Below are 24,738 nucleotides of genomic sequence, written 5' to 3' on the forward strand. Positions count from 1 at the left end.
TATTTTCTGTTTTTAGCGTTTTTTATATTAAATAGATAGTTTTATCCTAAAAACGTCATATAAGCTTAAATCACCTATTTTTTAAGTTTTAAAAATTTCATACAATTTTCAACATAAATAACCAAAATAAAAATGACTTCCTAATGATAAACATTTGCGAAGTCATTTTCATTAAATTTAATTTGTTCTAACAGGCGTAATTAATTGAATAAAAGAGATATCAGAATCAACAGGCTCCAAAGTAAATGGACGAATAGGCGAAATAAATTTAACCACAACATCAATCGCACCAAATGCCTTTAATGCATCTTTCATATAATCAGGATTGAAAGAAATCTCAAGTGGATCACCTGTTACTTTTGAATAAGTTAATTCTTCTTGAACATTACCTATTTCTGGAGAGTTACCGTAAATAGTTACTTCATCCGAACTAATGGCTAGTCTAACAATATTATTTCGTCCCTCATGTGACAGCAATGAGGCTCTCTCAATAGCAGATAGTAAAGCAGGTACACTGAATTCAATTTCTGTATTAAAACTATTTGGAATTAAGCGATTAGTATCAGGATACTTCCCTTCTAATAAACGAGAATAGAAATACATTGTTTTAGTTTTAAACAGTACTTGGTTCTCCATAATACTAATTTCAACTAATTCTTCTTCATCTTTAAACGAGCGAGATAATTCTAATAAACTTTTCCCGGGGATAACTATATCAAAATCTTCTACTGCGTTTTCCACAGGGATAACTCGTTGACTTAATCGATGGCTATCAGTTGCAACAGCTAATAATTCAGAATGGCTTAAAATAAAGTGAACACCTGTTAAAATTGGTCGACTTTCATGCATTGAGACAGCAAAGCCTGTTTCACTAATAATTTTATTTAACACTCGAACAGGGATTTTTAGTTGATTATTTTCATCAATTACAGGAAGGTGTGGATAATTTTCAGCATCTAATCCATTAACAACGAATTCAGCTGCTCCAGATGTAATAGCAACTTGATTATTTTCAAGAACTTCTAATGTAAATGAATCTTCTGGTAATTTTCTAATAATTTCTCCAAAAAAACGAGATTGTAAGACTATAGAGCCAGTTTTTTCTATTGTTAAGTTAGCTTTTTCATCTTGTGCAGATAAAAAAGTTTCAATAGAAATATCAGCATTACTTCCTGTTAAAGAAAGACCCTCAGAGGTTAAGTCTATTTTTACACCCGTTAAGATAGGGATAGTTGTTTTTGATGAAATCGCACGTTGAGCAGTTGATAACTCATTAATAAAAGTGTTTCGATTCATGGTTAGTTTCATTTTTTATGTGAGTCCTTTCTTTATATATATTATTATTATATTAAATAATAGTAGTAGTAGGGCCTGTTATTACTGTGGAAAAGAGCAATAGCGTTAGATATCTCTAGAGTTATCCACTTGTGTATAACTTGTTAATAACTTTTTCGTTTTTTATCGTTTATCCACATGTTAAGAAATTAATTGATTTTTGATTTCTCCAACTTCTTTTTGAATGGTTGGATCATTTTCAAGTAATTGTTGTATTTTTTCATGAGAATGGATAACAGTTGTATGATCCTTACCGCCAAATTCAGCACCAATTTTAGGAAGTGAGTTATCTGTTAGCTCTCGTGAAAGATACATCGCAATTTGTCGAGGTAAAACAATTGTTTTGACTCTTTTTTTCCCTTTGAGGTCTTTTAATTGAATATGATAATAGTCACATACTTCTTCTTGGATAGTTAGGATAGACAATTGGTTTTTTTGGCCAATAGGTCTTAATGTTTTTAATGAATCAGCAGCGAGACTAGTAGTAATGTCTTGGCTGTTCATAGTAGCATAGGCTTGAACGCGCACTAACGCGCCTTCCAACTCTCTAATATTGGAATCAATTTGTCCAGCTATATAGCTTAAGGTATCGTCAGGGATTTCTAGACGTTCAGCATCTGCTTTTTTACGTAAAATAGCTATACGAGTTTCTAAATCAGGTGGTGTAATATCAACAGACAGCCCCCATGCAAAGCGGGAGACTAAACGTTCTTGTAATTTTGGTATTTCGTTAGGTAAACGATCGCTCGTTAAAACAATTTGTCGGCCGTCATTATAGAGAGAGTTAAACGTATGGAAAAACTCTTCTTGTGTTCCTTCTTTATCAGCAAAAAATTGAATATCATCAACTAGTAGTAAATCAACGTTGCGATATTCTTGCCGAAAGCTTTCTGATGTTCGGTTTTGAATGGAGTTAATAAAATCATTAGCAAATGTTTCACTACTGACATATTTGACTTTGGCATTAGGGCTATTTAATAACATTTGATGGCCAATGGCATGCATCAAATGAGTTTTACCTAATCCAACTCCTCCATAAAAGAATAGCGGATTATAGGTTGAGCCAGGATCTTCAGCTACAACAAGAGCAGCAGCATGAGCCATCTGATTTCCTTTACCAATAACAAAGGTGTCAAAGGTGTATTTGGGATTGAGTAACGCTTTCCGACTATTTTCTCGAGTTAGTTCAGATACGACTAACTCTGGTTTCGGTTCGACAATTTGTTGATTAGGCTGCTCATTTTGGATGATAAAAATAGGCGTAATTTCTTCGCCAGTAAGTTTAAAGCCTGTTTCAACAATTTTTGTGGATAAGTTTTTTTCCCAATATTCCTTGTGAAGCGTTGAAGGAACTTCGATGGTCAATCGCCCGTCAATCAAACTGATTGGACTAGCTTGTTCTATCCAGGCGTTAAAACTAGGTACAGTTAAAATTTTTCGATAACTTTCTTCTAGTTCTTTCCAAATATACTCAATATTTGGCATGAAAGTAATTCCCTCCTCTATCATTTCATAGTCTTATCTATTTTAGCATTAAAAAAAAAAGTTTTCCACTGATTTTATATAACTGTGGAAAAAATATCCACAAAGGGGATGATACTTATCCACACCTAGTTCAATTTTTGTGAAAAAGTATCACTGAATATGACATTATCTTCAATCGATGTGGATAACTTTTATTGATATAGCCATCTTTTAGGCAGTTTTTAACAGGTCCTTTTCTAAATGTGGATAACTTTATAACAGACAGCTAACATGTGGATAATTACTAAGGCAACTATGATATAACTTTTCCACATGTTCGAATGTCCACATTTTTTCCCGTAAAAAATAAGAGATGTGGATAACTTTTACTAAGAAATAAGCTGAATTTTTAATGAAGGGGAGTTGACAGATAGTCAGGGGTTTCGTATAATATTATAGTCTGTCTAACTATAAAGAGGATATATTTTATTTAGGAGGTGTCACACATGAAAAGAACATACCAACCAAGCAAACGTAAACATAATAAAGTTCATGGTTTCCGTAAACGCATGAGTACTAAAAATGGTCGTCGCGTATTAATGACAAGACGTCGTAAAGGAAGAAAAGTTTTATGTTCATAAGCCACTGACCTTCAGTGGTTTTTTTTGTAAAAGTGAATAAAGAAACGATAATCTTTAATTGAGTAAGTTTGTGGTAGAGTTAGACTTTTTGTTACGTTATTAATGGTTTTGGTTCATTTAGCCTCACAACATCAGCCTGTTATTTTACGAGTCTGTGTTTTACGTTCTTGTGAGTTTAAATGAACCTTTTACTTTTTTGTAAAAAAAGAGTTATTAAAAGCTAGAGGAAAAAGTGAGTTTTTATGCTATCATATAAGGTGTACGAATAAGTTAGTAGGGCTTTAAGCGAAAGGAGATAAGCGTGAAAAAATCCTATCGTATTAAGAAAGAAAATGAATTTCAAACGATAATGCAGAAGAAACACTCATTTGCCAATAAAAATTTTGTTGTTTATGTCGATTTTCAAACACAACCACATTTTAGAGTAGGGTTATCGGTGGGCAAAAAGATTGGCAACGCCGTCACGCGTAATTATGTGAAGCGCCAAATTCGTGAAAATCTTCGCTTATTAGCGACTGAAATTAGACAAGAGAGCAATATTATTATTATCGCGCGGCCAAATATTGTGAACTTGACGTCAACAGAGGTAAAAAAAAACCTCGAACATGTCTTTAAATTAGCACATATTTTATTGGTGAGAGAGGTAAACGAACGTGAAGAATAAGAAAAAAATACTATTAGCCCTTGGGCTAGTAGCATTAGTGTTGGTTTTGACAGGCTGTGGTACCGGTGAAGTAACAGCTAACAGCACAGGCATCTGGGAAAGATACATTATCTATAATTTTGGACGAGCAATTGACTTCCTATCATTTGGAGGCAGCGCTGGGATTGGGATTATTTTATTTACAATCATCATTCGGATTATTTTATTACCGTTGATGCATTATCAAAATAAAAGTATGCGTAAAACGCAAGAATTACAGCCAAAATTAAAAGAGTTGCAAGCAAAATATTCATCTAAGGATCCAGAAACAACACGAAAATTGCAAGAAGAACAACAAAAGCTTTATGATGCACATGGCGTTAATCCTTTTGCCGGATGCTTACCATTGTTAATTCAAATGCCAATTATGATGGCTTTATGGCAATCGATTTCTCGGACAGGCTTAAGCAAAGGGGAATTTTTATGGCTAGAATTAGGGTTAAAAGATCCTTATTATATTTTACCAGTTTTAGCGGCAATCTTTACGTTCGCCAGTACTAAATTATCTAGTATGAGCCAAGTTGATGCTAATCCTAGTATGAAAATCATGAATTATATGATGCCTGTAATGATTTTAGTTATGGGAGCGAATTTAGCAAGTGGTTTATCACTTTATTGGGTGATTTCAAATGCCTTCCAAGTAGGTCAAACATTATTAATTAACAATCCATTCAAAATTAAACGTGAACGCGAAGAAGAAGAACAGCGTAAACGTGATTTAGAGCGAGCTTTGCAGAAGGCTCAGAGTCCTAAGAAGAAAAAAGTAAAACGCTAGTTAACAAAACAGTCTATTTTATTATCTAAGGAGGTAAGTTTTGTGCCAAATTATGAAGGTTTAACAGTTGAAGATGCCATTCAAAAGGGATTGGACTCTTTAAAATTGACAAAAGCAGAAGTTGACGTAAAGGTTCTAGATGAGGGCAAGAAGGGTTTTTTAGGAATTGGAAAAAAAGAAGCGGTCGTGAGTTTAACGCCTCTCTCTGTGTCCAAGGAAGAAGAACCTGTCGAAGCAATCGTTGTTGAGACAGAGACGGTTGTGACTGAAACAATCGTAAGCGAAGAGATGCCTAAAGTTTTAGAAAAATTAAGTGATAATGATGCAATTACTGAGCTGGCTTTATATTTAACTAACATAACTAAGGAACTAAATGCCCCTGCAATGGTGAAGGTAGAACGTAAAGACGAGCACATTACGTTCCATTTGGAAAGTGATAAAGCCGGTATGTTGATTGGCAAACATGGTCGAGTTTTAAATGCTTTACAGTATTTGGCTCAAGTCTTTATTCACCGGACGGCTGATAATAAGTTATCTGTGATTGTCAATGTAGGTGATTACCGGGAGCGTCGTGAAGCGACATTGATTCGTTTAGCGAATCAGACAGCTGATAAGGTTAAGCGAACAGGTCAGCCAGTATTTTTAGAACCGATGCCCGCCTTTGAACGCAAACAAATTCATGCTATTTTAACGGCTCACGAACATGTTCAGACGCATTCTGAAGGGGATGAACCCTTTAGATATTTGGTGGTTGAACCTCGTAAAAACCGTGTTTAATTGAAAAAGATTTGACAAGCGTATTAAAAATAGCGTATATTTTATACGAAATCATTCTTATCAACGTTGAAATACGGTGATACTTAAAAACCCCCTACTTTCCTTACATTGTAGGGGGTTTTTAAGATAAAAGTGAGTTATTATGATTGAATAACCTTAGTGAGTATGCTATTATCTATATGAATATCATAAGAACTGTTGCAGTCAAGTGCTACGTTCATCCTTAAATTGAGGGGTGAAGTGAGCACTTTTTTCTATGTAAAAATCTAAGAAAGGTTGGCAAAAAATGAATATAACCATGGAGTTTGATACAATTGCAGCAATTTCCACACCTTCTGGGGAAGGGGCTATTAGTATAGTTCGCTTGAGTGGTGATCAGGCAGTAGCAATTGCTGATAAAGTATCTGTACAGCAATTAAAAGAGGTGGCCAGTCATACCATTCATTATAGTCATATTGTCGATCCTCAATCAGGAAGCAAGTTGGATGAGGTGATGATTTCTGTCATGCGAGAACCGCGCACGTTTACCCGTGAAGATGTAGTGGAAATCAATTGTCACGGCGGGATTGTGGTGACGAATCAAGTCTTACAGCTGGTGCTGCGTCAAGGGGCACGTTTAGCTGAACCTGGAGAATTTACAAAGCGTGCTTTTTTAAATGGTCGGGTGGATTTATCTCAGGCTGAGGCTGTGATGGATGTGATTCGTGCTAAAACAGATAAAGCGATGAAAATGGCAATTACACAACTAGATGGCAATCTATCTCAGTTAATTAAGCGACTGCGTCAGGAAATTTTAGAAACGCTAGCTCAAGTAGAAGTCAACATTGATTATCCAGAATATGACGACGTAGAGGAGTTGACCACTCAGTTGTTGTTAGAGAAGGCTGAGTTAGTTAAGGGGCAAATTCATCAATTGTTGCGGACGGCTAAACAAGGAAAAATTTTACGTGAAGGGTTATCAACAGCAATTATTGGACGACCTAATGTTGGAAAATCAAGTTTGTTGAATCATCTTTTACAAGAAGATAAAGCAATTGTCACGGAGATTGCAGGAACAACACGTGATGTTATAGAAGAGTATGTGAATGTTCGTGGCGTACCACTAAAATTAATTGATACGGCTGGAATTCGTGAGACTGACGATGTGGTAGAGAAAATTGGCGTCGAACGTAGTCGTAAGGCGTTGTCTGAGGCTGATTTGATTTTACTTGTTCTTAATCAAAGTGAAGCATTAACAGATGAGGATCGTCAATTATTAGTTGCGACGGCAGATTTAAACCGATTAATCTTACTGAATAAAGTAGATTTAGCTGCTAAATTAACATTAGCTGACTTGGCTGACTATGTTAAATCTGATGAATTACTACCGATTTCTGTTTTAGAAAATGCGGGAATAGATCAATTAGAAGAACAAATAGCGGCGCTTTTTTTTGACGGTGGCGTCGCTGAAAAAGACGCCACCTATGTGTCTAATAATCGCCATATTGCATTGCTGGAACAAGCTGAGTTGGCCTTAGGTGAAGTAATTTCTGGTATTGAGGCCGGGATGCCAGTCGATTTGGTACAAATTGATATGACTCGTTGTTGGGATTTACTTGGTGAGGTCATTGGCGATAGTGTGCAGGATGAGTTAATTACGCAATTGTTCAGTCAGTTCTGCTTAGGGAAGTAATCGGTGTTGAGGATAAATAGAGAGGAAGATATGATGGAAAGATATGAAGCAGAGTCATTTGATGTCATTGTAGTTGGAGCGGGACATGCTGGTTCAGAGGCAGCTTTAGCGGCGTCACGGATGGGATGTCGTACCCTACTTTTGACAATTAATCTGGATATGGTGGCCTTTATGCCATGTAATCCTTCTCTAGGTGGTCCGGCTAAAGGGGTAGTAGTTCGGGAAATCGATGCGCTCGGCGGACAGATGGGGAAAAATATTGATAAAACATACATTCAAATGCGAATGTTGAATACAGGTAAGGGTCCCGCAGTGCGAGCGTTGCGAGCACAAGCGGATAAAAATAAATATGCTGAATCTATGAAGCAAACAATTGAAGAGCAGGAAAACCTTGTGTTACGTCAAGGGATGGCCGAGGAAATTTTAGTTGAAGAAGGTATCTGTAAAGGGATTGTAACCGCGACAGGTGCTATTTATCGTAGTCAAGCAGTTATTATTACAGCAGGAACAGCTTTGCGTGGTGAAATTATTATTGGCGAACTAAAGTATTCTTCGGGCCCAAATAATTCACAGCCATCTTTAAAATTAAGTGATAGTTTAAAAGCTCATGGATTTCAAATTGATCGCTTTAAAACAGGAACTCCTCCGCGAATTAAAGCTAGTACAATTGATTATTCAGTAACCGAAGAGCAACCTGGAGATGAAACCCCCAATCATTTTAGCTTTTCTACACCTGATAGTGCGTACAATCAAGAACAATTATCATGTTGGTTGACCTATTCAAATGAGGGGACCCATGAAGTTATTCGTGATAACTTACATCGTGCGCCGATGTTTACGGGAATAGTTGAAGGGGTTGGCGCTCGTTATTGTCCGTCGATTGAAGATAAGGTCGTTCGTTTTAGCGATAAACCTCGTCATCAAATCTTTTTAGAGCCAGAAGGTGCTAATACAGAAGAGGTTTATGTTCAAGGACTATCAACGTCGTTACCAGAAGATGTTCAGCATAAGATGCTACAAACAGTAGTTGGTTTAGAAAAAGCTGAGATGATGAGAAGTGGGTACGCCATTGAATATGACGTAGTAGTGCCTCATCAATTACGACCAACCTTGGAAACAAAACTCGTTGAAAATTTGTACACAGCTGGCCAAACAAATGGGACAAGTGGTTATGAGGAAGCGGGTGGCCAAGGGTTAATGGCAGGAATCAATGCTGCCCTTAAGATTCAAGACAAGGAACCTTTAATTTTACAGAGAAGTGATGGCTACATAGGGGTAATGATTGATGATTTGGTGACTAAAGGAACCAATGAACCGTACCGCTTGCTAACATCACGTGCAGAGTATCGTTTAATTTTACGCCATGATAACGCCGATTTGCGATTGACGGAACAAGGCCGTAAAATTGGGTTAGTAAATGATCAGCAATATGACAGCTATTTGCAGAAAAAGAGTTTAATAGAGGAAGAGCTCAAGCGGCTTAATAAAGTTCGGTTAAAACCGACACCAGACGTTCAAGCGTTTTTGGCTAGCAAAGGAGCTTCTCCACTAAAAGACGGGATTTTAGCGGCTGACTTTTTACGTCGCCCTGAAATTTCTTACGCAGAATTGAGTCGTTTTATGCCTGAATCTGAGAAAGAGTTGCCACGAAAAGTCGTTGAGCAAGTGGAAATTCAAATTAAGTATGAAGGCTATATCAAAAAAGCGTTAGAAAAAGTTGATAAGTTAAAACGGATGGAAGCAAAAAAAATTCCAGAAAATATTGATTATAGTACAATTAATGGGTTAGCTACTGAGGCTCGTCAAAAGTTGATGAAGATTGAACCTGAAACGATTGCTCAAGCAAGTCGGATTAGTGGGGTCAATCCTGCAGATATTAGTATCTTAATGGTTTATTTGGAGCAAGGAAGAATAACTAAGAAAGCTTAAAAAATAGTGATAGTAAGTCAGGAATTTCCCAGCTTATTATCACTATTCTTTGCGATTACTCTTCTATAATCTTTTGAACACGTCCTACTTGATCGCCCCCTACTAGCATGACTTTAATGCCATGAGGGTGATTAGCGCTATTAGTTAAGAGTCGTTTGATGTGACCACGAGTTAGTTTGCCTGTCCGTTGGTCTTTTTTTTAAACGATATCTACTTTTTGGCCAATTTTTAATTGACTGCGATTTTTTCCATCCAAATGTTTCACCTACTTTATTTTTGATGGTATGTCCATATTATGGCAGAATTTAGAAGGAAAAGCACGTGAATTAGCAAGGGGAATGACGTAAAGAGGAGGAAAACTAGAGAGAAGTGGTAAAACCATTGCACTTCATTCGAATTTACGTTAAAGTAGACAAAGAAAAGTGTGAAACATTATTTTGTTTCACGAAATTAGAAAGGAAATCAAGATGACACCAGAACAATTTAGATTAGCACTTAAAGAAAAAGGGATTGAGCTGTCAGATCAGCAGATGAGTCAGTTTGCTCGTTACTTTACGCTTTTAGTGGAATGGAATCAAAAGATGAATTTAACAGCAATTACGGAAGAATCAGAGGTGTATTTAAAACATTTTTATGATTCTTTAACATTGGCTTTTACCAATGACTTTGCTGAGAAGTCTTTTAGTTTATGCGATGTAGGATCAGGTGCTGGTTTTCCCAGTATTCCGTTAAAAATAGCTTTTCCTAATAGTCAGGTGACCATTGTTGATTCTTTAAATAAACGGATTACTTTTTTAACGACATTGAGCCAAGACTTAGGATTAGAGGGCGTTCACCTCTATCACGATCGAGCTGAAACCTTTGGCCAAAATAAGTTATTTCGTGAACAATTTGATTTTGTGACAGCTCGAGCGGTTGCTAGATTGACTGTTTTAGCAGAATTGTGTTTACCTCTAGTCAAAAAAGACGGTTATTTTTTAGCAATGAAAGCTGCTAAAAGTGATGAGGAATTAGCCGAAGCGAAAAAAGCGATTGCGTTATTAGGTGGGAAACTACTCAAAGAAGAGGATGTGACGCTACCGATTACGCAAGATACTCGACACATTATTTCCATTGCTAAGAAAAAAGAAACGCCTAATAAGTATCCTCGCAAGCCGGGAACGCCTAATAAACAACCATTAAAATAAGTTGAAAATAGTGGCGTATATCAGCTGAAAGTGACGGAGAAAAATTAGCATATTTATGATACAATAAGAACATTGAGAAATCCTTGAACTTTTTATTAAAGAGAGCTATAAAAGGCTGTCTAGCTAAGGTCTGAGATGGATAAATTGTGAGAAAGAATCGGAGGAAAAAGCATGGCACGGATTATTTCGGTGGCGAATCAAAAGGGCGGTGTTGGTAAAACCACCACAACAGTAAACTTGGGTGCTTCGCTTGCGTTTTATGGTAAGAAAGTATTATTGATAGATATTGATGCTCAGGGAAATGCTACAAGTGGAATCGGGGTCAGAAAATCAGATGTTGATAAAGATATCTACGATGTCTTAGTTAACGAACATCCGATGGCTGAGGTGATTCATCATACGACTCGAGATCAATTAGATATTGTGCCTGCTACGATTCAGTTGGCAGGGGCAGAGATTGAACTAACGCCTATGATGGCGCGTGAATCTCGATTGAAAAGTGCCATTCAAGATGTGGCGGATTTGTATGATTACATTTTAATTGATTGTCCGCCATCACTTGGTCACTTAACGATTAATGCTTTTACGGCGAGCGATTCAATATTGATTCCTGTACAGTGTGAATATTACGCATTAGAGGGGCTTAGTCAATTACTTAATACAGTGCGTCTTGTCCAAAAACATTTTAATCCTGATTTGCGAATTGAAGGTGTCTTGTTGACGATGTATGATGCCCGAACAAATTTAGGGTCAGAGGTAGTAGAAGAAGTTCGCAAATACTTTAGAGAACGTGTCTATGATACGATTATTCCGAGAAATGTTAGATTGTCAGAGGCGCCAAGTCACGGGTTGTCGATTATTGATTATGATCCTCGTTCAAGAGGAGCTGAAGTGTATCAAGCATTAGCAAAGGAAGTGTTAGCACATGAGCAAAAATAGTAAAGGGTTAGGTCGGGGAATTGACGCATTATTTCAAGACTTTGCGAGTCTGGAAGAAGTGGATGTTCAAAAGGAAGAAATTGTTGACCTTGATTTAGCTGAATTACGCCCAAATCCTTATCAACCTCGAAAAACGTTTGACGAGGCAGCTCTTCAGGAGTTGGCCCAGTCGATTAAACAATCAGGTGTTTTTCAACCAATTATTGTGCGTAAGTCTGATGTTAAAGGGTATGAAATTATTGCTGGTGAACGACGGTTCAGAGCATCTAAATTAGCTGGGAAAGAAAAAATCCCTGCAATTATTCGTGAATTTGATGAAGCAGCGATGATGCAAATTGCGGTTTTAGAAAATTTACAACGAGAAGATTTAAGTCCGCTTGAAGAAGCTGAAGCTTATGATATGTTGATGAAAAATCTTAAATTGACCCAAGTCGAGTTGTCAGAACGTTTAGGTAAAAGTCGGCCTTATATTGCCAATCATTTACGTTTGCTAACCTTGCCTGAAGGGGTTAAAGAACTGCTTCAAGGGGAGCAATTGTCAATGGGACAAGCGCGTACTCTATTAGGGCTTAAAAATCGTGAGTTAATGGCTGAGGTAGCTGCTAAGGCGATTAAGGAAAGTCTAACGGTTCGTCAGTTGGAGCAACTGGTCTCTGAATTAAATGATCAAAAATCGACTCCTAAGAAAAAAATAAAAAAAGAAGCCCTTGCTAAACCGTATTATATTCGAGAAAGCGAAGAGCGTTTAATGGATAAGTTCGGAACGTCTGTTTTAATTCAAGAAAAAGAGGGAAAAGGCAAGATTGAAATTGAATATCTATCTTCAGGTGATTTGACCCGAATTTTAGATATATTAGATATAAAGTTTGATGAACAATAAGAAGAAGTGAGGGAGAGCCATGTATGATTTAGGTGATCTTGTTGAGATGAAAAAACCGCATGCGTGTAAAGCCAATCGTTGGGAGATTATTCGTATGGGAATGGACATCAAAATTAAGTGCACGAACTGTGGTCATATTGTGATGTTGCCTCGTCGTGACTTTGATAAAAAAATGAAAAAAGTATTGGTGAAGAAAGAGGGGTAATTCTCTCTCTATTTGCCTGTAAATTAACTATTTTAAAATGAAAGAGTGAAGATAAACTATGGCATTAACAGCTGGTATCGTGGGGCTTCCAAACGTAGGGAAGTCAACCTTATTCAATGCAATTACAAAAGCCGGTGTCGAAGCGGCAAATTACCCCTTCGCAACCATTGACCCAAATGTAGGAATGGTCGAAGTTCCAGATGATCGTTTGATTGAATTGACTAAGTTAGTTCAACCTAAAAAAACAGTTCCGACTACTTTTGAATTTACAGATATTGCTGGGATTGTCAAAGGGGCAAGTCAGGGGGAAGGATTAGGGAATAAATTCTTAAGCCATATTCGTCAAGTGGATGCCATTTGTCATGTAGTACGTTGTTTTGATGATGAAAACATTACTCACGTTGAAGGTCGAATTGATCCTATAGCTGATATTGAAACGATTAATTTAGAACTTGTTTTGGCTGATTTAGAATCAGTAGATAAGCGCCACACTCGTATCAGTAAAATTGCTCGGACAAAAGATAAAGACGCATTAGTGGAGTTGGCTATTTTAGATAAAATTAAGCCTGTTCTAGAGGCAGGTAAGTCTGCTCGTACGATTGAGTTTACTGAAGAGGAGCAAGACTATGTAAAAAGCTTGTTCTTGTTGACGACTAAGCCAATTCTTTATGTGGCAAATGTTGCGGAAGATGAAGTGGGCGATGTTGATAATAATGAGTATGTTAAAAGCGTTCGTGAGTTTGCTTCAACTGAAAATTCTCAAGTAATCGTGGTAAGTGCTCGTGCAGAAGAGGAAATAGCCGAGTTAGATGATGAAGATAAAAATGAATTTTTAGAGGCTTTAGGGATCGAAGAGTCTGGTTTGGATCAACTGATTAAGGCTGCTTACGATTTGTTAGGTTTTGCTACTTACTTTACAGCAGGTGTCCAAGAAGTACGTGCCTGGACATTTAAAAAGGGCATGAAAGCTCCCCAGTGTGCTGGCGTGATTCATACGGATTTTGAGCGTGGCTTTATTCGTGCCGAAACGGTTTCGTATGATGATTTGAAGCATTACGGTAGTATGGCTGCGGCTAAAGAGGCAGGACGTGTTAGACTTGAAGGGAAAGAGTATGTCGTTCAAGATGGCGATGTTATGTTATTCCGCTTTAATGTATAATAACGATAATGACAGAAGTCTTGTCTGTTGCTAAACGAGTTCGGCAGGCAAAAGGGGAGGGATTTTTTTGGAAGAATTAGAATTACGAGAAACCGTGGCTAAAAATCGTGAACTTGAAGCACAATTAACAAAACGTAATGAGCAGTATGTTTTTGATTTGAAAAAATCATTAATGGCAGCTAATTTATCAGAAGAGTTACAGGCAGTAGCCTTGAGTACCATTTTGCCTGAATTGGTTGAAGGCCAAAAAACAGGTAAAACAGCTCGTCAATTATTTGGTACCGTTAGTGAGCGGACAGAGTTGATTTTAACAGCACCTGCACCTGAAAAGGAAGGAACCATGTATGAAATGTGGTTGGATAACTCTTTGTTAATTTTTGTTTTCTTGTCGTTATTCATGGCGGGAGTTATGCCGTTATTAACTAAAAATGCGGCAGCAAATCAACAACAAGGGATTATTAGTATTACGGTAGGGGCTATTTCAGGTGGTTATGCCTTCTACTTGATTCATAAGTATATTTATAAATATGATCGCCCAGGTGTGGATCAAACAGGTCGCCCTGGCGGGTTTAAATCTATATTAATAATGATTGGTATTATGTTAGTTTGGATGCTTATCTTTATGTTATCAGCGTTTATTCCAGCTGTAGTTAATCCAGTCTTAGATCCGATGATTAATATTGTGTTAGGTGCGGTGGTGTTCGGTGTTCGCTATTTCTTGAAGAAAAAATACAATATCAAAGGCAGCATTTTGCAACGTTAATAAGTGTAAGGGGCCGTGGCGTAAGCCATAGCCTCTTTTTTTGTTTTTCGTAGTTTCGTTATCCTAAATGTTAAGTAGATAAATTTGCAAGAGGGAAGAGGCAAGTGAGAAATTGATGAAAAAGTTCAGAAAATGTGCGGCTATCATTGACAGAAGTGAATTTCTTTGATAAGTTTGTAATTAAAAAATAAAACAGAGGAGTGGTTTGTTACAATGTCTAATTGGGAAACTAAATTCGCAAAAAAAGGGTTAACATTCGATGATGTGTTGCTGATTCCAGCAGAAAGTCATGTGTTGCCAAATGAAGTAGACATGTCTATTAAATTAGCTAAAAATATCACCTTAAATATTCCGTTTATGAGTGCTAGTATGGATACTGTTACGGATAGTAAAATGGCAATTGCAATGGCCCGCCAAGGCGGATTGGGTGTTATTCACAAGAATATGAGTGTTGAGCAACAAGCTGATGAGGTGCGAAAGGTTAAACGATCTGAAAGTGGTGTTATCATTGATCCTTTTTTCCTCACTCCTACTCATTTAGTTGCTGAGGCTGAAGCGTTAATGTCTAAGTATCGAATTAGTGGTGTTCCCATAGTAGAAACGTTAGAAAATCGCAAATTAGTTGGAATTTTAACTAACCGTGATTTACGTTTTGTAACAGATTATCAACAACCAATTGAAGCGGTTATGACTAAAGAAGACTTAGTTATAGCTCCTCTTGGAACGTCTTTGAAAGATGCTGAAAAGATTTTACAACAGCATAAAATTGAAAAATTACCGATTGTTGATGGAGATAACCGTTTAAGTGGGTTAATTACCATTAAAGATATTGAAAAAGTAATTGAGTTTCCGAATGCGGCGAAAGATGAGCATGGTCGTTTATTGGCAGCGGCAGCAGTTGGTGTTACAAGCGATACATTTGAGCGTGCCCAAGCTCTGTTAGATGCAGGGGCGGATGCGATTATTATTGATACAGCACATGGTCATAGTGCTGGTGTTATTCGTAAAATTAAAGAAATTCGTGATACTTTCCCAGAAGCAACATTGATTGCGGGAAATGTGGCAACGGCAGAGGGAACTAGAGCTCTTTATGATGTTGGAGTTGATGTAGTTAAGGTTGGTATTGGACCGGGTTCTATCTGTACAACTCGTGTTGTTGCAGGGGTAGGTGTTCCACAATTAACGGCGATTTATGATGCTGCTGAGGTTGCTCGGGAGTATGGTCGTTCAATCATTGCTGATGGTGGAATTAAGTACTCTGGGGATATTGTTAAGGCCTTAGCAGCTGGTGGTCATGCTGTTATGTTAGGTAGCATGTTAGCAGGGACGGATGAATCGCCTGGAGAATTTGAAATTTATCAAGGTCGCCGCTTTAAGACATACCGTGGTATGGGATCATTAGGAGCGATGGAAAAGGGATCAAGTGATCGTTACTTCCAAGGAGGAACGAATGAAGCAAATAAATTGGTTCCAGAAGGAATTGAAGGTCGTGTGGCATACAAAGGCAGTGTTTCAGACATCATTTTCCAATTGACAGGTGGATTGAAAGCGGGGATGGGCTATGTAGGTGCAGCTAACTTGCAGTATTTAAGAGATGAAGCCCAATTTGTACAAATGAGTGGTGCAGGTCTTCGTGAGTCACATCCTCACGATGTCCATATTACAAAAGAAGCGCCTAATTATTCTGTAGAACAGTAACAGATAAAAATAGTAGAAAGAATTATTCGAGAGTGTCTTGATTAAGCTTTTTACCCTACTATCATAATAAGACGCATCAACTCATTATTCTTAGGAATGAGGTTGATGCGTTTTATTCTATTTTTGGACTGGGCCACTTCTCGTTTTTTTATCTGCTAACTTACTTTATTTGAGTTAAATTACCTTAAAAAAACTGCTATATTTGATTAAATCTCGTTACAATAAGGTAGAAATTTAAAAAAGCGGGTAGAAGCCCTTTTTTTAGAGTAACTTAGCACTTAAAAGGGCCTTTAAGCAAATGGACAACGTTCAAAGAAGTATGGTATAACTAATAAAATAGGTCAGGTGTGTTTGATTTAGTTCTGGTCCGCTTTTTACGGATGTAAATCAATCGAGAATTTCTGTTTAATTGGGCAGTTGGTCTTAATAAAAAAAATAACAATGTATTGATTGGCTAAAATTATCATGTCCGTAAAAGACGGACATGGTTTAATCCGCAAAAATTTCAGTTCGTTCCCCTCAAAGAAACAGACAGAATAAGGTTTTATCACTCAATAGACAGTCAATCTAGGAACACTATTATGTCCGCTTTTTACGGATGTGAATCAATCGAAAATTTTCTGTTTAACAACATGAGAGCTATTCTTAATAAAAAAGTCAAATAACAATGTATCGAGTGGCTAAATTCAGTATGTCCGTAAAAGGCGGACACGGTTTAATCCGCAAAATTTTTAGTCCGTTTCCCTCAAAGAAACAGATAGAATAAGGCTTTATCACCCAATGGACAGTCAATCTAGGAATACTATTATGTCCGCCTTTTACGGATGTGAATCAATCGAGAATTTTTCGTTTAATAACATCTCCTCACTTTTTATCAATTCTCATGTAACCCACTGTGTCACTCATCATAATAGGACTGTGATATAAAGGATTGATCCCATAGGTTGAGACAAATATAAAAATACCCCATTGGATTCATGTGAAATGAAGAAAACGGAGGTATATTTTTTTATGATGAAGCGAATTTCATACCCACTTGATTTAGTTAATGGGTATCCTCTAATTTGTGATAGCCCGCTGGTCATTGGCGGCATAATAAACCACGAGTGGTTTAGCTGTTGCTTGGAGTAATTCGGAGACTGTCACAAATTGATAGCCTTCTTTTTGCAGATCGGTAATCAGCTTTTCTAAGGCATCAGCTGTTTCTTGATGGATGTCGTGCATTAAAATAATACTGTCAGAACCGATTGTTCGAGTCACGTCTTCTATAATTTTTTTATTGTTTTTTGTTTTCCAATCGAGTGAATCAACGGACCAATTAATCAGAGGCAGACCGATTGCAACGGCAGTATCATAATTGAAGCTGCCATAAGGCGGTCGTACATATTTTGGTAAGAGACCTGTCGCTTTATAAATAGCGGCTTGAGTTTGATTAATTTGTTTTTGAGCCTCTTCAGCAGATAATTCGACTAAATTTGGATGGCTATAAGAATGATTGGCGAGCTCGTGACCATTATCAGAAATAGTTTTGGTGAGCTCTGGAAATTTATCTACTTGCTGTCCTAGCATGAAAAAAGTTGCCGATATTTTTTTCTTTTTTAAGGTAGCTAAAATAGCGGGGGTTGTCTTATCACTTGGACCATCATCAAAAGTTAAGGCAACAACTTTTTGTTTTGGCATGACGTCTTCAACAGCCGCCTCTTTAATATACTGATTATCCACGAAATCAGGATTTAGAAAGTGGCCAACTTGTTCATAATTGATGGTATAGTCATTAATATAACTGTCTTTTTGATGAAAAGGAATGGTAACCATCGTTTTATCAAAGCTAAAATCAGTTTGAGACGCTGATAAGAGAGGTAAAGCTAAAATTTTTTCAACGTCTTTTTTACTATCCTTTGCAGATGCTAGGAGTTCTTCTTGAATACTGCAAGTGAGCGTTAAAAGATTTTGTTGATTGGTGAAAATATCTCCTAAGGTTAATTTATTACCTGATAAGTTATTAATTAGCGTCATTTCAGCCGATTTCTTTGTAGATTTAGTCCATTTTTTTTCGGATTTATCCCATTGATATTTTTTTAGTATGTACGTGTACTGCGTCACATTTTGCTGAATGTTTTCACTAGTCGCAGTGACGACTAATTTAGTAGGAGTTCCTTTTTTTAGTTGATTTTTTGATTCTTCGGCAAATTGGGACATGTCTTTTTGAACATCACTAATGACTGATTTTTGATTAGTGGTTGGAAGTAATAAGATAATGCTGTCATCTTTCTTCTCTGATAGATAGACTAATTGATGATCTTCTTCAACAGAATCCTGTTCGATTTGTTTTAGTAAGTTTTTTTCACTTACTTTAAATTGTTTAATAGCAAGTTTTTTTTGATTTTTAATAAAGTATGAGCCGTATATAATTAATCCGCCACATAAAATTAAGATCCATAAGAGTTTCTGTTTATTTTTCATAGGCTTCTTTTCCTTTTTTGATAACTATATCTTATATTGTAATATCTTTGTCATTAATCCGCAACATTTTACACCTATTCGTAATCAAAAAAAGAAAGAAAAATAAAAACCTTCCCTTTTTAATAACAAGAGAAGGTTATTTGGCTTAATTTTTGGTAATTTTAGTAATACCGCCCATATAAGGAACAAGAACTTCAGGGATAGTCACGCTGCCATCCGCGTTTTGATAGTTTTCTAAAATAGCTGCAACCGTACGTCCGACTGCTAAGCCTGAGCCGTTTAAGGTATGAGCAAATTGAAGTTTTCCTTCGTTATTGCGGTAGCGAATTTTTGCTCGACGGGCTTGAAAGTCTTCACAGTTTGAGCAAGAACTAATTTCTCGGTACATATCTTGCGCAGGAATCCATACTTCTAGGTCATAAGTTTTGGCAGCGGCGAAGCCCATATCGCCAGTAGAAAGAGTCATGACTCTGTAAGGTAAGTTGAGCTTTTGTAAAATAGCTTCTGCATTGGCGGTCATTTTTTCTAGTTCCTCGTAAGAGGTATCGTTTTCAGTGAACTTAACCATTTCCACTTTATTAAATTGATGAAGTCTAATCAATCCTCGAGTGTCGCGACCAGCACTACCAGCTTCAGATCTGAATGAAGGGCTAAGAGCAGTAAAGTAAACAGGTAGCTCTTCTTGAGGAATAATTTCATCGCGATAAAAGTTAGTTAAAGGGACTTCAGATGTCGGGATCAACGTTAGATCAGTATCGGCTAACTGAAAGACATCTTCTTTAAATTTAGGAAATTGACTCGTTCCATACATTGACGCGCTATTAACAATATAAGGGGTAATCATTTCTTTATAACCATGCTCGGTTGTATGAGTATCTAACATAAAGTTATAGATGGCTCTTTCTAGTCGAGCACCTAGCCCTTTATAAAAGACAAAACGACTACCTGATACTTTTGCCCCTCTTTCAAAGTCTAAAATATCTAACCCTTCGGCAACTTCCCAATGAGCCTTTGCTTCAAAATCAAACTCTTTAGGTTGGCCCCACTTGCGAGCTTCTACGTTATCTTCTTCGTCAGCACCAACAGGAACAGTTTCGTTAGGGATATTTGGTAGGTTATCAGCGATTTCAGCAATCTGTTTGTCAATAGTAGCTAAGGTTTCATCTAATTCTTTAATTAAATTACCGACTGTTTTCATTTGCTCGATTTTACTTTGAGCATCTTCTTTGTTTCGTTTTAATTGAGAGATTTCCTCAGAGACCGTATTACGAAGTTTCTTTTGTTCTTCAACCTCTACCAATAATTGGCGGCGTTTTTTGTCAAAGTCCATAAGGGCTACCAATGTTTCCTTCGCAACACCACGAGTTTCAAGTTTGCTAGTCACTTCTTCAAAGTTTTGTCGAATGTGTTTAATATCTAACATGCTAATTCCTCCTTTTGTCATAACGACATAATAAAAAGCCTTCTCCTCCCATAGAGCTCTTGCTCCTTGGGACGAAAAGGCGTAAATTCGCGGTACCACCCAAATTCAACATAACTGTTGCACTTGATTAAGGCTATTAACGGTTGCCACCGAAATGAATTATTTCTCCATTTACTATACTGGGATGGATTTCTATTAGTTACTTTATTGACTCGCACTAGCCGTCAACTCTCTTAAAAAGCGTCTAATGTACTTATTCCCAAACGTTTTATTATTAATATTTAATTTAGCATACCGAAAAATACCTTATCTGTCAACTGTTCTTAAGAATCTCTAAAAAAGATTGCCAAAAAAGTTTTTGATTGAGCGACCAGACGTAATAAAAAAGTTGGCTTTTTTTACAGAAGCGTTAGCGATTATTCGGACAGTGGTTGTTTGTTTAGAACCGTTTATGTAACCAAGTGTATCTTCTGGGTACGTAATTTGTAAGTCAGCGATTGACTCTCCTTTTTCTATGGGAGCTTTTAATGATTTCAACTTATCAGAATTTTTTAACGTGATGTTTGCAGTTGTCATATCTTTGCGATTCCAAAATTGGATGGGGTCACCTGTTACAACAGAAACAGATTGTTCGACACCATTGGGAACCTCAATTTTAGACAGTTTTGGAAGGATACTCCCTTTAGGATACAAGACATTGTAAGACCAATTGTCATAGACAAAGTCCATTAGGCGGCCTGTTTCACTAAAACGTAAGCCGTCATCATCGTCTGCTGGACTGGCGTTCATTACAACTGTAATAAGACGGAAGCCATTTTTTTCAATTGTTCCAGTGAAGTTAGTGCCAGCTAAATCGGTCGTTCCAGTTTTTAGCCCGTCAACGCCTTCTTTATAGTAGTAAAAACCAGGTAACATAAAATTAGAACTTTCTAAAACAGTTTCTTCATCAGTTCCTTCCGCAAAAACAGCGCTTGGTAATTTGGTTGTTTCAATAATTTCTGGGAAATCTTGAACTAAATGTTGAGCAACTACGGCTACATCTTTAGCTGACATCAGATTTTCTTCATCATCTTTACTTCCAGGGTAGATGCGGCCTTGGGCATCTTCGTTGTTTATACCAGAAGTTGAGATTAGATAAGCATCATCGATTCCCCAAGATTTAACTTTAGCACGCATGAGGTCAACAAACTCTTTTTCTGTGCCCGCCACTCGTTCTGCTAAGGCAGTGACCGCTGCATTTGCGGAAACAATGGCACTAGCATTAAAAAGATCTCGAACTGAATAGGAGCTTCCTTTAACAAAAGTGACATTGGATAGATTCAAATCTTGACTGATTTTCAGTAGATGATCGCTAATTTTAATTTGCTCATCCCAAGAAAGGTCTCCCTCTTCTACTGCTTCTAATATGAGATAAAGGGTAAGCAACTTGGTCATAGAGGCAATTGGCAAGGGAGTATTGGCATTTTTTTCATAGAAAATTTTTCCAGATTCCGCATCAATAGCAATTGCAGCCTTAGCGTTTACGTCAAAATCAGTATCAGCATAAGCGGTTATAGGGATAACTAAATTTAACCCTAGTATAAAAAGTAAGAGGTAACAAAAAATTTTGGGTATAAGTGCAGTGTTCCATTTTTTTGACATTATTTAATTCTCCTTGTGTAGACACTGTGGCAAAATAAAACCAACACAATCCATTCTAACTAATTATGCTGGTTATGGCAATTTATTCAATAGGGGCCCTTTTTAAAGGTAAATGGATAACAAAAGAGGTCCATTTTTGATCCGATTTAGCGTAAATATAGCCTCCGTGAAGGACGACGATACTTTGTGCAATCGCTAATCCAAGCCCCGTCCCGCCAGTTTCTTGAGAGCGAGATTCTTCTACCCGGTAAAACCGGTCAAATAATTGATTGAGAGAGGCTTCAGGAATTTGTGGCCCGTCATTTTTAACCGTAATGATGGCTTCACTGCCAACTCGTTCCGCTTCTAATATGATTTGCTTTCCCTTTCGACCATATTTAAGGGCGTTAGCTATTAGGTTGTTGAATAAACGAACGAGTTTTTCGGTATCTCCTTCCATAATAAAAGGTGAAGGCGTTGTAGTAACATCGACACGCATGCCTTTTTTATTGGCATCAATTTCGAAGTCAACCGCTAATTGAGCTAGCAATTGCTCCATATCAAATTGAATCAAGTTAAGCGGTGTGCTAGGTTGACGAACTTTTGTATATTCAAATAGATCATCAACAAGTAGCTTCATTTGCTTTGCTTTAGAATACGCGGTATGTGTGTATTTTAGTAAATCATCTTCATTCCGATATTGTTTTTCTTCTATTAAACCTAGATAACCGATAATTGAAGTTAAAGGAGTCCGAATGTCATGACTGATATTCGTTATTAATTCATCTTTTGATTTTTCAATCTTTCGCTCTTCCTCTATTGCTTCAACAGTACTATCGACTAACCCGTTAATACTTTCTACAACTCGCCCTAGATCACCGGCGAGTTCGAACGGAATACGGTGACCGTAGTTGCCATTCGCAATATAATGAAGCTCACTAATAATATGACGCAATTGCATTTGATGATAGCGGCGGATTAATCGCCAATAGAGAATAATCAAATCAAAAATAATCATGAAACCTAGAGTTAGATTTCCAAGAGAGTAAAACTTTTCATTAGAAAAGGTTTTTACCAAAACTTCCTTTATATCAAAAATCAAATTTTTGGTTGTCGTGGTATCTTTAATAAGCAACTGGGCAAGAGACAAAATAGCGATATTCAATAGAATCAAAAGAACAATGGTAATAACACCTTCAATAATTAATTCGCTTTTCTCTTTAGATGTTAGCTTAATACGAGAGCCGCGATGGGTAGTATCAGGTTTGTGTTTAATTGCCATCAATCTTATAGCCTACTCCCCATACAGTTTGAATGACTTTTTCTCCACCAGTAGCTTCTTCAATTTTATCTCGTAAGTGACTGACGTGTACCATCACAGTTTTAGCCGAGATCAAACTTTCTTGTTGCCAAACACGTTCAAAGATTTCATCTGCGCTAAACACACGATTAGGGTGACTAGCCAAGAGATGCAAAATTCCAAATTCTAGAGCAGTCAATTGAATTTCAATTCCACTATCTGTTGTCACCTCGTGCGAATCCTTTTTGATAATTAAAGGGCCGATTTCTAAAATGTCAGGCTCATTACTAGTCACTTGCATTTTAGTTCGACGCAACAGCGATTTTACACGTGCCATTACCTCAAGGGGATTAAAAGGCTTAGTCACATAATCATCAGCACCTGCAATTAGACCTTGGATTTTGTCCATGTCTGTTGTTTTTGCAGTTAACATAATGATGGGGATTTGCGACTCTTTTCTTAATTCCTTAACGACTTGCATGCCATCCATAACAGGCATCATGATATCTAAGATCATCAAGTCAATATCAGAGGTCGTCAAAATTTTAGTAATCGCCTCTTTTCCATCATAGGCCTTAATAACCTCATAGCCTTCGTTGTGAATATAAATACTCAAAAGCTCAACAATTTCTTTATCATCATCAACAACAAGTATTTTCATTTGATTTCCTCCATAGTTAGGTTAATTTAGTCTCATTGTAGCAAATTATAGAATTAAACCCAAAAATTAATGGATAAGTTAAATGAAATTTATACTTTTCGACGAAAACCTTGATTAAAAGTAATAAACTGGTCATAATTAAAAAGAAGGACGGTGGAATTTAGTCTTAATAGTTGAGGTAATAGTTTAATAAATAAGAGAATAAGGAGGACTAAATTAAGATGAAATTATATTTTGTGAGACACGGTCAAACTGAATTTAATCGGATAGGTAGGATTCAAGGTGGGAATATCGATTCTCCTTTAACGGTAACAGGGATAGAAGGTGCCAAGACAGCTGGTAGAAGGTTGGCAGAAGTCAGTTTTGATCAGGTGTATGTAAGTCCATTAAAGAGAGCAAAAGATACAGCGCAATATATCATGGGAGAGAATAGTGACAATAATCAGTCGCATTTAATAGAAGTAAACGAATTTAGGGAGCTTGGATTTGGAAACTGGGAAGGACAGTTTATTAAAGAGATTCAAGAGGAAGAACAATATACCTATTTAAAGACTCAGCCAGAAAAATATGATCCAAAGAACTTTTCTGGTGAGAGCTATCAGCAGTTAGTTGCTCGTAGTCGTCAAGCATTGGAAGAGATTATCAGTCAAGAATCCAAGGCCAGCAATTTATTAATTGTTTCTCATGGCATCACACTAACGACATTAATAAAATCTTTAGAGGGCAAAAAGCAGAGGGACTATCGTGAAAGTGGCTTACTAGATAATACCTCCATTTCTATTATGGAAACAATTGATGAGGGCCAAACATTTCAACTAATTACTTATAATAGTTAAGGTTAAATGACAGGAAATTGCTAATTGAAAAATAATTTAAAAAATAGTTAAAAAAGTAGTTGCTTTTTGTTGTAGAACTTGGTATATTATATCTTGTCGTTAAGACAGCTTAACAAAATAGTAATAACAGCTAATAAACTTTAAAAAAAAAGTTGTTGACAATCAAGAAAGAAACATGTTATTATAATTAAGTTGTCGCTTGAAGAACTAAACTACTTCAACGAAGCAAAAAAACTTTTGAAAAATAATCAAAAAAGTTGTTGACAATAACAACTAATCATGTTATTCTAATAAAGTTGCTAAGGCGA

The 24,738-nt window shown here is 36.9% G+C and carries 20 protein-coding genes, 3 pseudogenes and 1 other annotated feature; of the genes and pseudogenes, 14 read left to right on the forward strand and 9 right to left on the reverse strand.

The genetic code is table 11. The features are described 5' to 3' along the window. Positions 1-177: 177 nt before the first annotated feature. Positions 178-1,308, reverse strand: coding sequence for a DNA polymerase III subunit beta (gene dnaN / locus AC5KOD_RS12495; protein ID WP_496914905.1), 1,131 nt, complete (start codon positions 1,306-1,308; stop codon positions 178-180). A 168-nt stretch (positions 1,309-1,476) separates the two neighbouring features. Then, positions 1,477-2,820 carry a chromosomal replication initiator protein DnaA gene (gene dnaA / locus AC5KOD_RS12500; protein ID WP_496914906.1) on the reverse strand — a complete coding sequence of 448 codons (1,344 nt, stop codon included), beginning with the start codon at positions 2,818-2,820 and terminating at the stop codon, positions 1,477-1,479. Positions 2,821-3,305: 485 nt separating this feature from the next. Here dnaA and rpmH point away from each other — a divergent pair, with 485 nt between their 5' ends. The 6 genes from rpmH (at position 3,306) to mnmG (ending at position 9,296) form a co-directional block, all read left to right on the forward strand. Then, on the forward strand, positions 3,306-3,440 hold the full coding sequence (rpmH, locus tag AC5KOD_RS12505) for a 50S ribosomal protein L34 (RefSeq protein ID WP_126781423.1): 135 nt from the start codon (positions 3,306-3,308) through the stop codon (positions 3,438-3,440). A gap of 301 nt (positions 3,441-3,741) precedes the next feature. Further along, a complete protein-coding gene (rnpA, locus tag AC5KOD_RS12510) occupies positions 3,742-4,104 on the forward strand; it encodes a ribonuclease P protein component (RefSeq protein WP_496914907.1) in 363 nt (120 codons plus the stop codon). Beyond that, positions 4,094-4,918 (forward strand): YidC/Oxa1 family membrane protein insertase, encoded by an 825-nt coding sequence (locus AC5KOD_RS12515; RefSeq protein WP_496914908.1) that lies wholly within the window; start codon positions 4,094-4,096, stop codon positions 4,916-4,918. Before rnpA ends, AC5KOD_RS12515 begins: the two co-directional genes overlap by 11 nt. 42 nt (positions 4,919-4,960) lie before the next feature. Continuing rightward, the gene (jag, locus tag AC5KOD_RS12520) at positions 4,961-5,695 is read left to right on the forward strand and encodes an RNA-binding cell elongation regulator Jag/EloR (protein ID WP_496914909.1); all 735 of its coding nucleotides are present in this window, start codon (positions 4,961-4,963) and stop codon (positions 5,693-5,695) included. Between the two features lie 286 nt (positions 5,696-5,981). Further along, entirely contained in the window at positions 5,982-7,367 is a 1,386-nt protein-coding gene (mnmE, locus tag AC5KOD_RS12525) for a tRNA uridine-5-carboxymethylaminomethyl(34) synthesis GTPase MnmE (RefSeq protein WP_496914910.1), read from the forward strand. Between the two features lie 33 nt (positions 7,368-7,400). Then, positions 7,401-9,296: a tRNA uridine-5-carboxymethylaminomethyl(34) synthesis enzyme MnmG gene (gene mnmG, locus AC5KOD_RS12530; RefSeq protein ID WP_496914911.1), complete on the forward strand. Its 1,896-nt coding sequence runs from the start codon at positions 7,401-7,403 to the stop codon at positions 9,294-9,296. Positions 9,297-9,351: 55 nt separating this feature from the next. Here the strand turns inward: mnmG and AC5KOD_RS12535 are convergent. Continuing rightward, positions 9,352-9,483, reverse strand: a pseudogene (locus AC5KOD_RS12535) (DUF2196 domain-containing protein); the annotation flags it as partial. 280 nt (positions 9,484-9,763) lie between these two features. Between AC5KOD_RS12535 and rsmG the strand changes: the two are divergent. From rsmG to guaB, 7 genes are all read left to right on the forward strand, one after another. Next, positions 9,764-10,483 (forward strand): 16S rRNA (guanine(527)-N(7))-methyltransferase RsmG, encoded by a 720-nt coding sequence (gene rsmG / locus AC5KOD_RS12540; RefSeq protein ID WP_496914912.1) that lies wholly within the window; start codon positions 9,764-9,766, stop codon positions 10,481-10,483. A 171-nt stretch (positions 10,484-10,654) separates the two neighbouring features. Beyond that, on the forward strand, positions 10,655-11,422 hold the full coding sequence (locus tag AC5KOD_RS12545) for a ParA family protein (RefSeq protein WP_496914913.1): 768 nt from the start codon (positions 10,655-10,657) through the stop codon (positions 11,420-11,422). After that, entirely contained in the window at positions 11,409-12,302 is an 894-nt protein-coding gene (locus tag AC5KOD_RS12550) for a ParB/RepB/Spo0J family partition protein (RefSeq protein WP_496914914.1), read from the forward strand. The genes AC5KOD_RS12545 and AC5KOD_RS12550 overlap by 14 nt, the downstream gene beginning before the upstream one ends. A 19-nt stretch (positions 12,303-12,321) precedes the next feature. Then, positions 12,322-12,507, forward strand: coding sequence for a DUF951 domain-containing protein (locus tag AC5KOD_RS12555; RefSeq protein ID WP_496914915.1), 186 nt, complete (start codon positions 12,322-12,324; stop codon positions 12,505-12,507). A gap of 58 nt (positions 12,508-12,565) precedes the next feature. After that, entirely contained in the window at positions 12,566-13,666 is a 1,101-nt protein-coding gene (gene ychF / locus AC5KOD_RS12560) for a redox-regulated ATPase YchF (RefSeq protein WP_496914916.1), read from the forward strand. Between the two features lie 67 nt (positions 13,667-13,733). Further along, positions 13,734-14,429: a DUF1129 domain-containing protein gene (locus AC5KOD_RS12565; RefSeq protein ID WP_496914917.1), complete on the forward strand. Its 696-nt coding sequence runs from the start codon at positions 13,734-13,736 to the stop codon at positions 14,427-14,429. Between the two features lie 213 nt (positions 14,430-14,642). Beyond that, on the forward strand, positions 14,643-16,127 hold the full coding sequence (gene guaB, locus AC5KOD_RS12570) for an IMP dehydrogenase (protein WP_496914918.1): 1,485 nt from the start codon (positions 14,643-14,645) through the stop codon (positions 16,125-16,127). 1,059 nt (positions 16,128-17,186) lie between these two features. Here guaB and AC5KOD_RS12575 read toward each other — a convergent pair. The 6 genes and pseudogenes from AC5KOD_RS12575 to croR form a co-directional block, all read right to left on the reverse strand. After that, positions 17,187-18,590 carry a polysaccharide deacetylase family protein gene (locus AC5KOD_RS12575; protein WP_496914919.1) on the reverse strand — a complete coding sequence of 468 codons (1,404 nt, stop codon included), beginning with the start codon at positions 18,588-18,590 and terminating at the stop codon, positions 17,187-17,189. Positions 18,591-18,735: 145 nt separating this feature from the next. After that, a complete protein-coding gene (serS, locus tag AC5KOD_RS12580; RefSeq protein WP_496914920.1) occupies positions 18,736-20,013 on the reverse strand; it encodes a serine--tRNA ligase in 1,278 nt (425 codons plus the stop codon). A gap of 64 nt (positions 20,014-20,077) precedes the next feature. Beyond that, positions 20,078-20,286, reverse strand: a binding site (T-box leader). 60 nt (positions 20,287-20,346) lie between these two features. Then, positions 20,347-21,654 (reverse strand): serine hydrolase, encoded by a 1,308-nt coding sequence (locus AC5KOD_RS12585; protein WP_496914921.1) that lies wholly within the window; start codon positions 21,652-21,654, stop codon positions 20,347-20,349. 82 nt (positions 21,655-21,736) lie between these two features. Further along, positions 21,737-22,633 (reverse strand): annotated as a pseudogene (locus AC5KOD_RS12590) (sensor histidine kinase); the annotation flags it as partial. A gap of 36 nt (positions 22,634-22,669) precedes the next feature. Continuing rightward, positions 22,670-22,915, reverse strand: a pseudogene (locus tag AC5KOD_RS12595) (sensor histidine kinase); the annotation flags it as partial. Next, on the reverse strand, positions 22,905-23,594 hold the full coding sequence (gene croR / locus AC5KOD_RS12600) for a response regulator transcription factor CroR (RefSeq protein WP_496914922.1): 690 nt from the start codon (positions 23,592-23,594) through the stop codon (positions 22,905-22,907). The gene croR and the pseudogene AC5KOD_RS12595, both read right to left, overlap by 11 nt. 221 nt (positions 23,595-23,815) lie before the next feature. Between croR and AC5KOD_RS12605 the strand changes: the two genes are divergently transcribed. Beyond that, positions 23,816-24,430 carry a histidine phosphatase family protein gene (locus tag AC5KOD_RS12605; RefSeq protein ID WP_496914923.1) on the forward strand — a complete coding sequence of 205 codons (615 nt, stop codon included), beginning with the start codon at positions 23,816-23,818 and terminating at the stop codon, positions 24,428-24,430. Positions 24,431-24,738: the final 308 nt, after the last annotated feature.

The organism is Vagococcus sp. WN80Y (genome assembly GCF_059621045.1).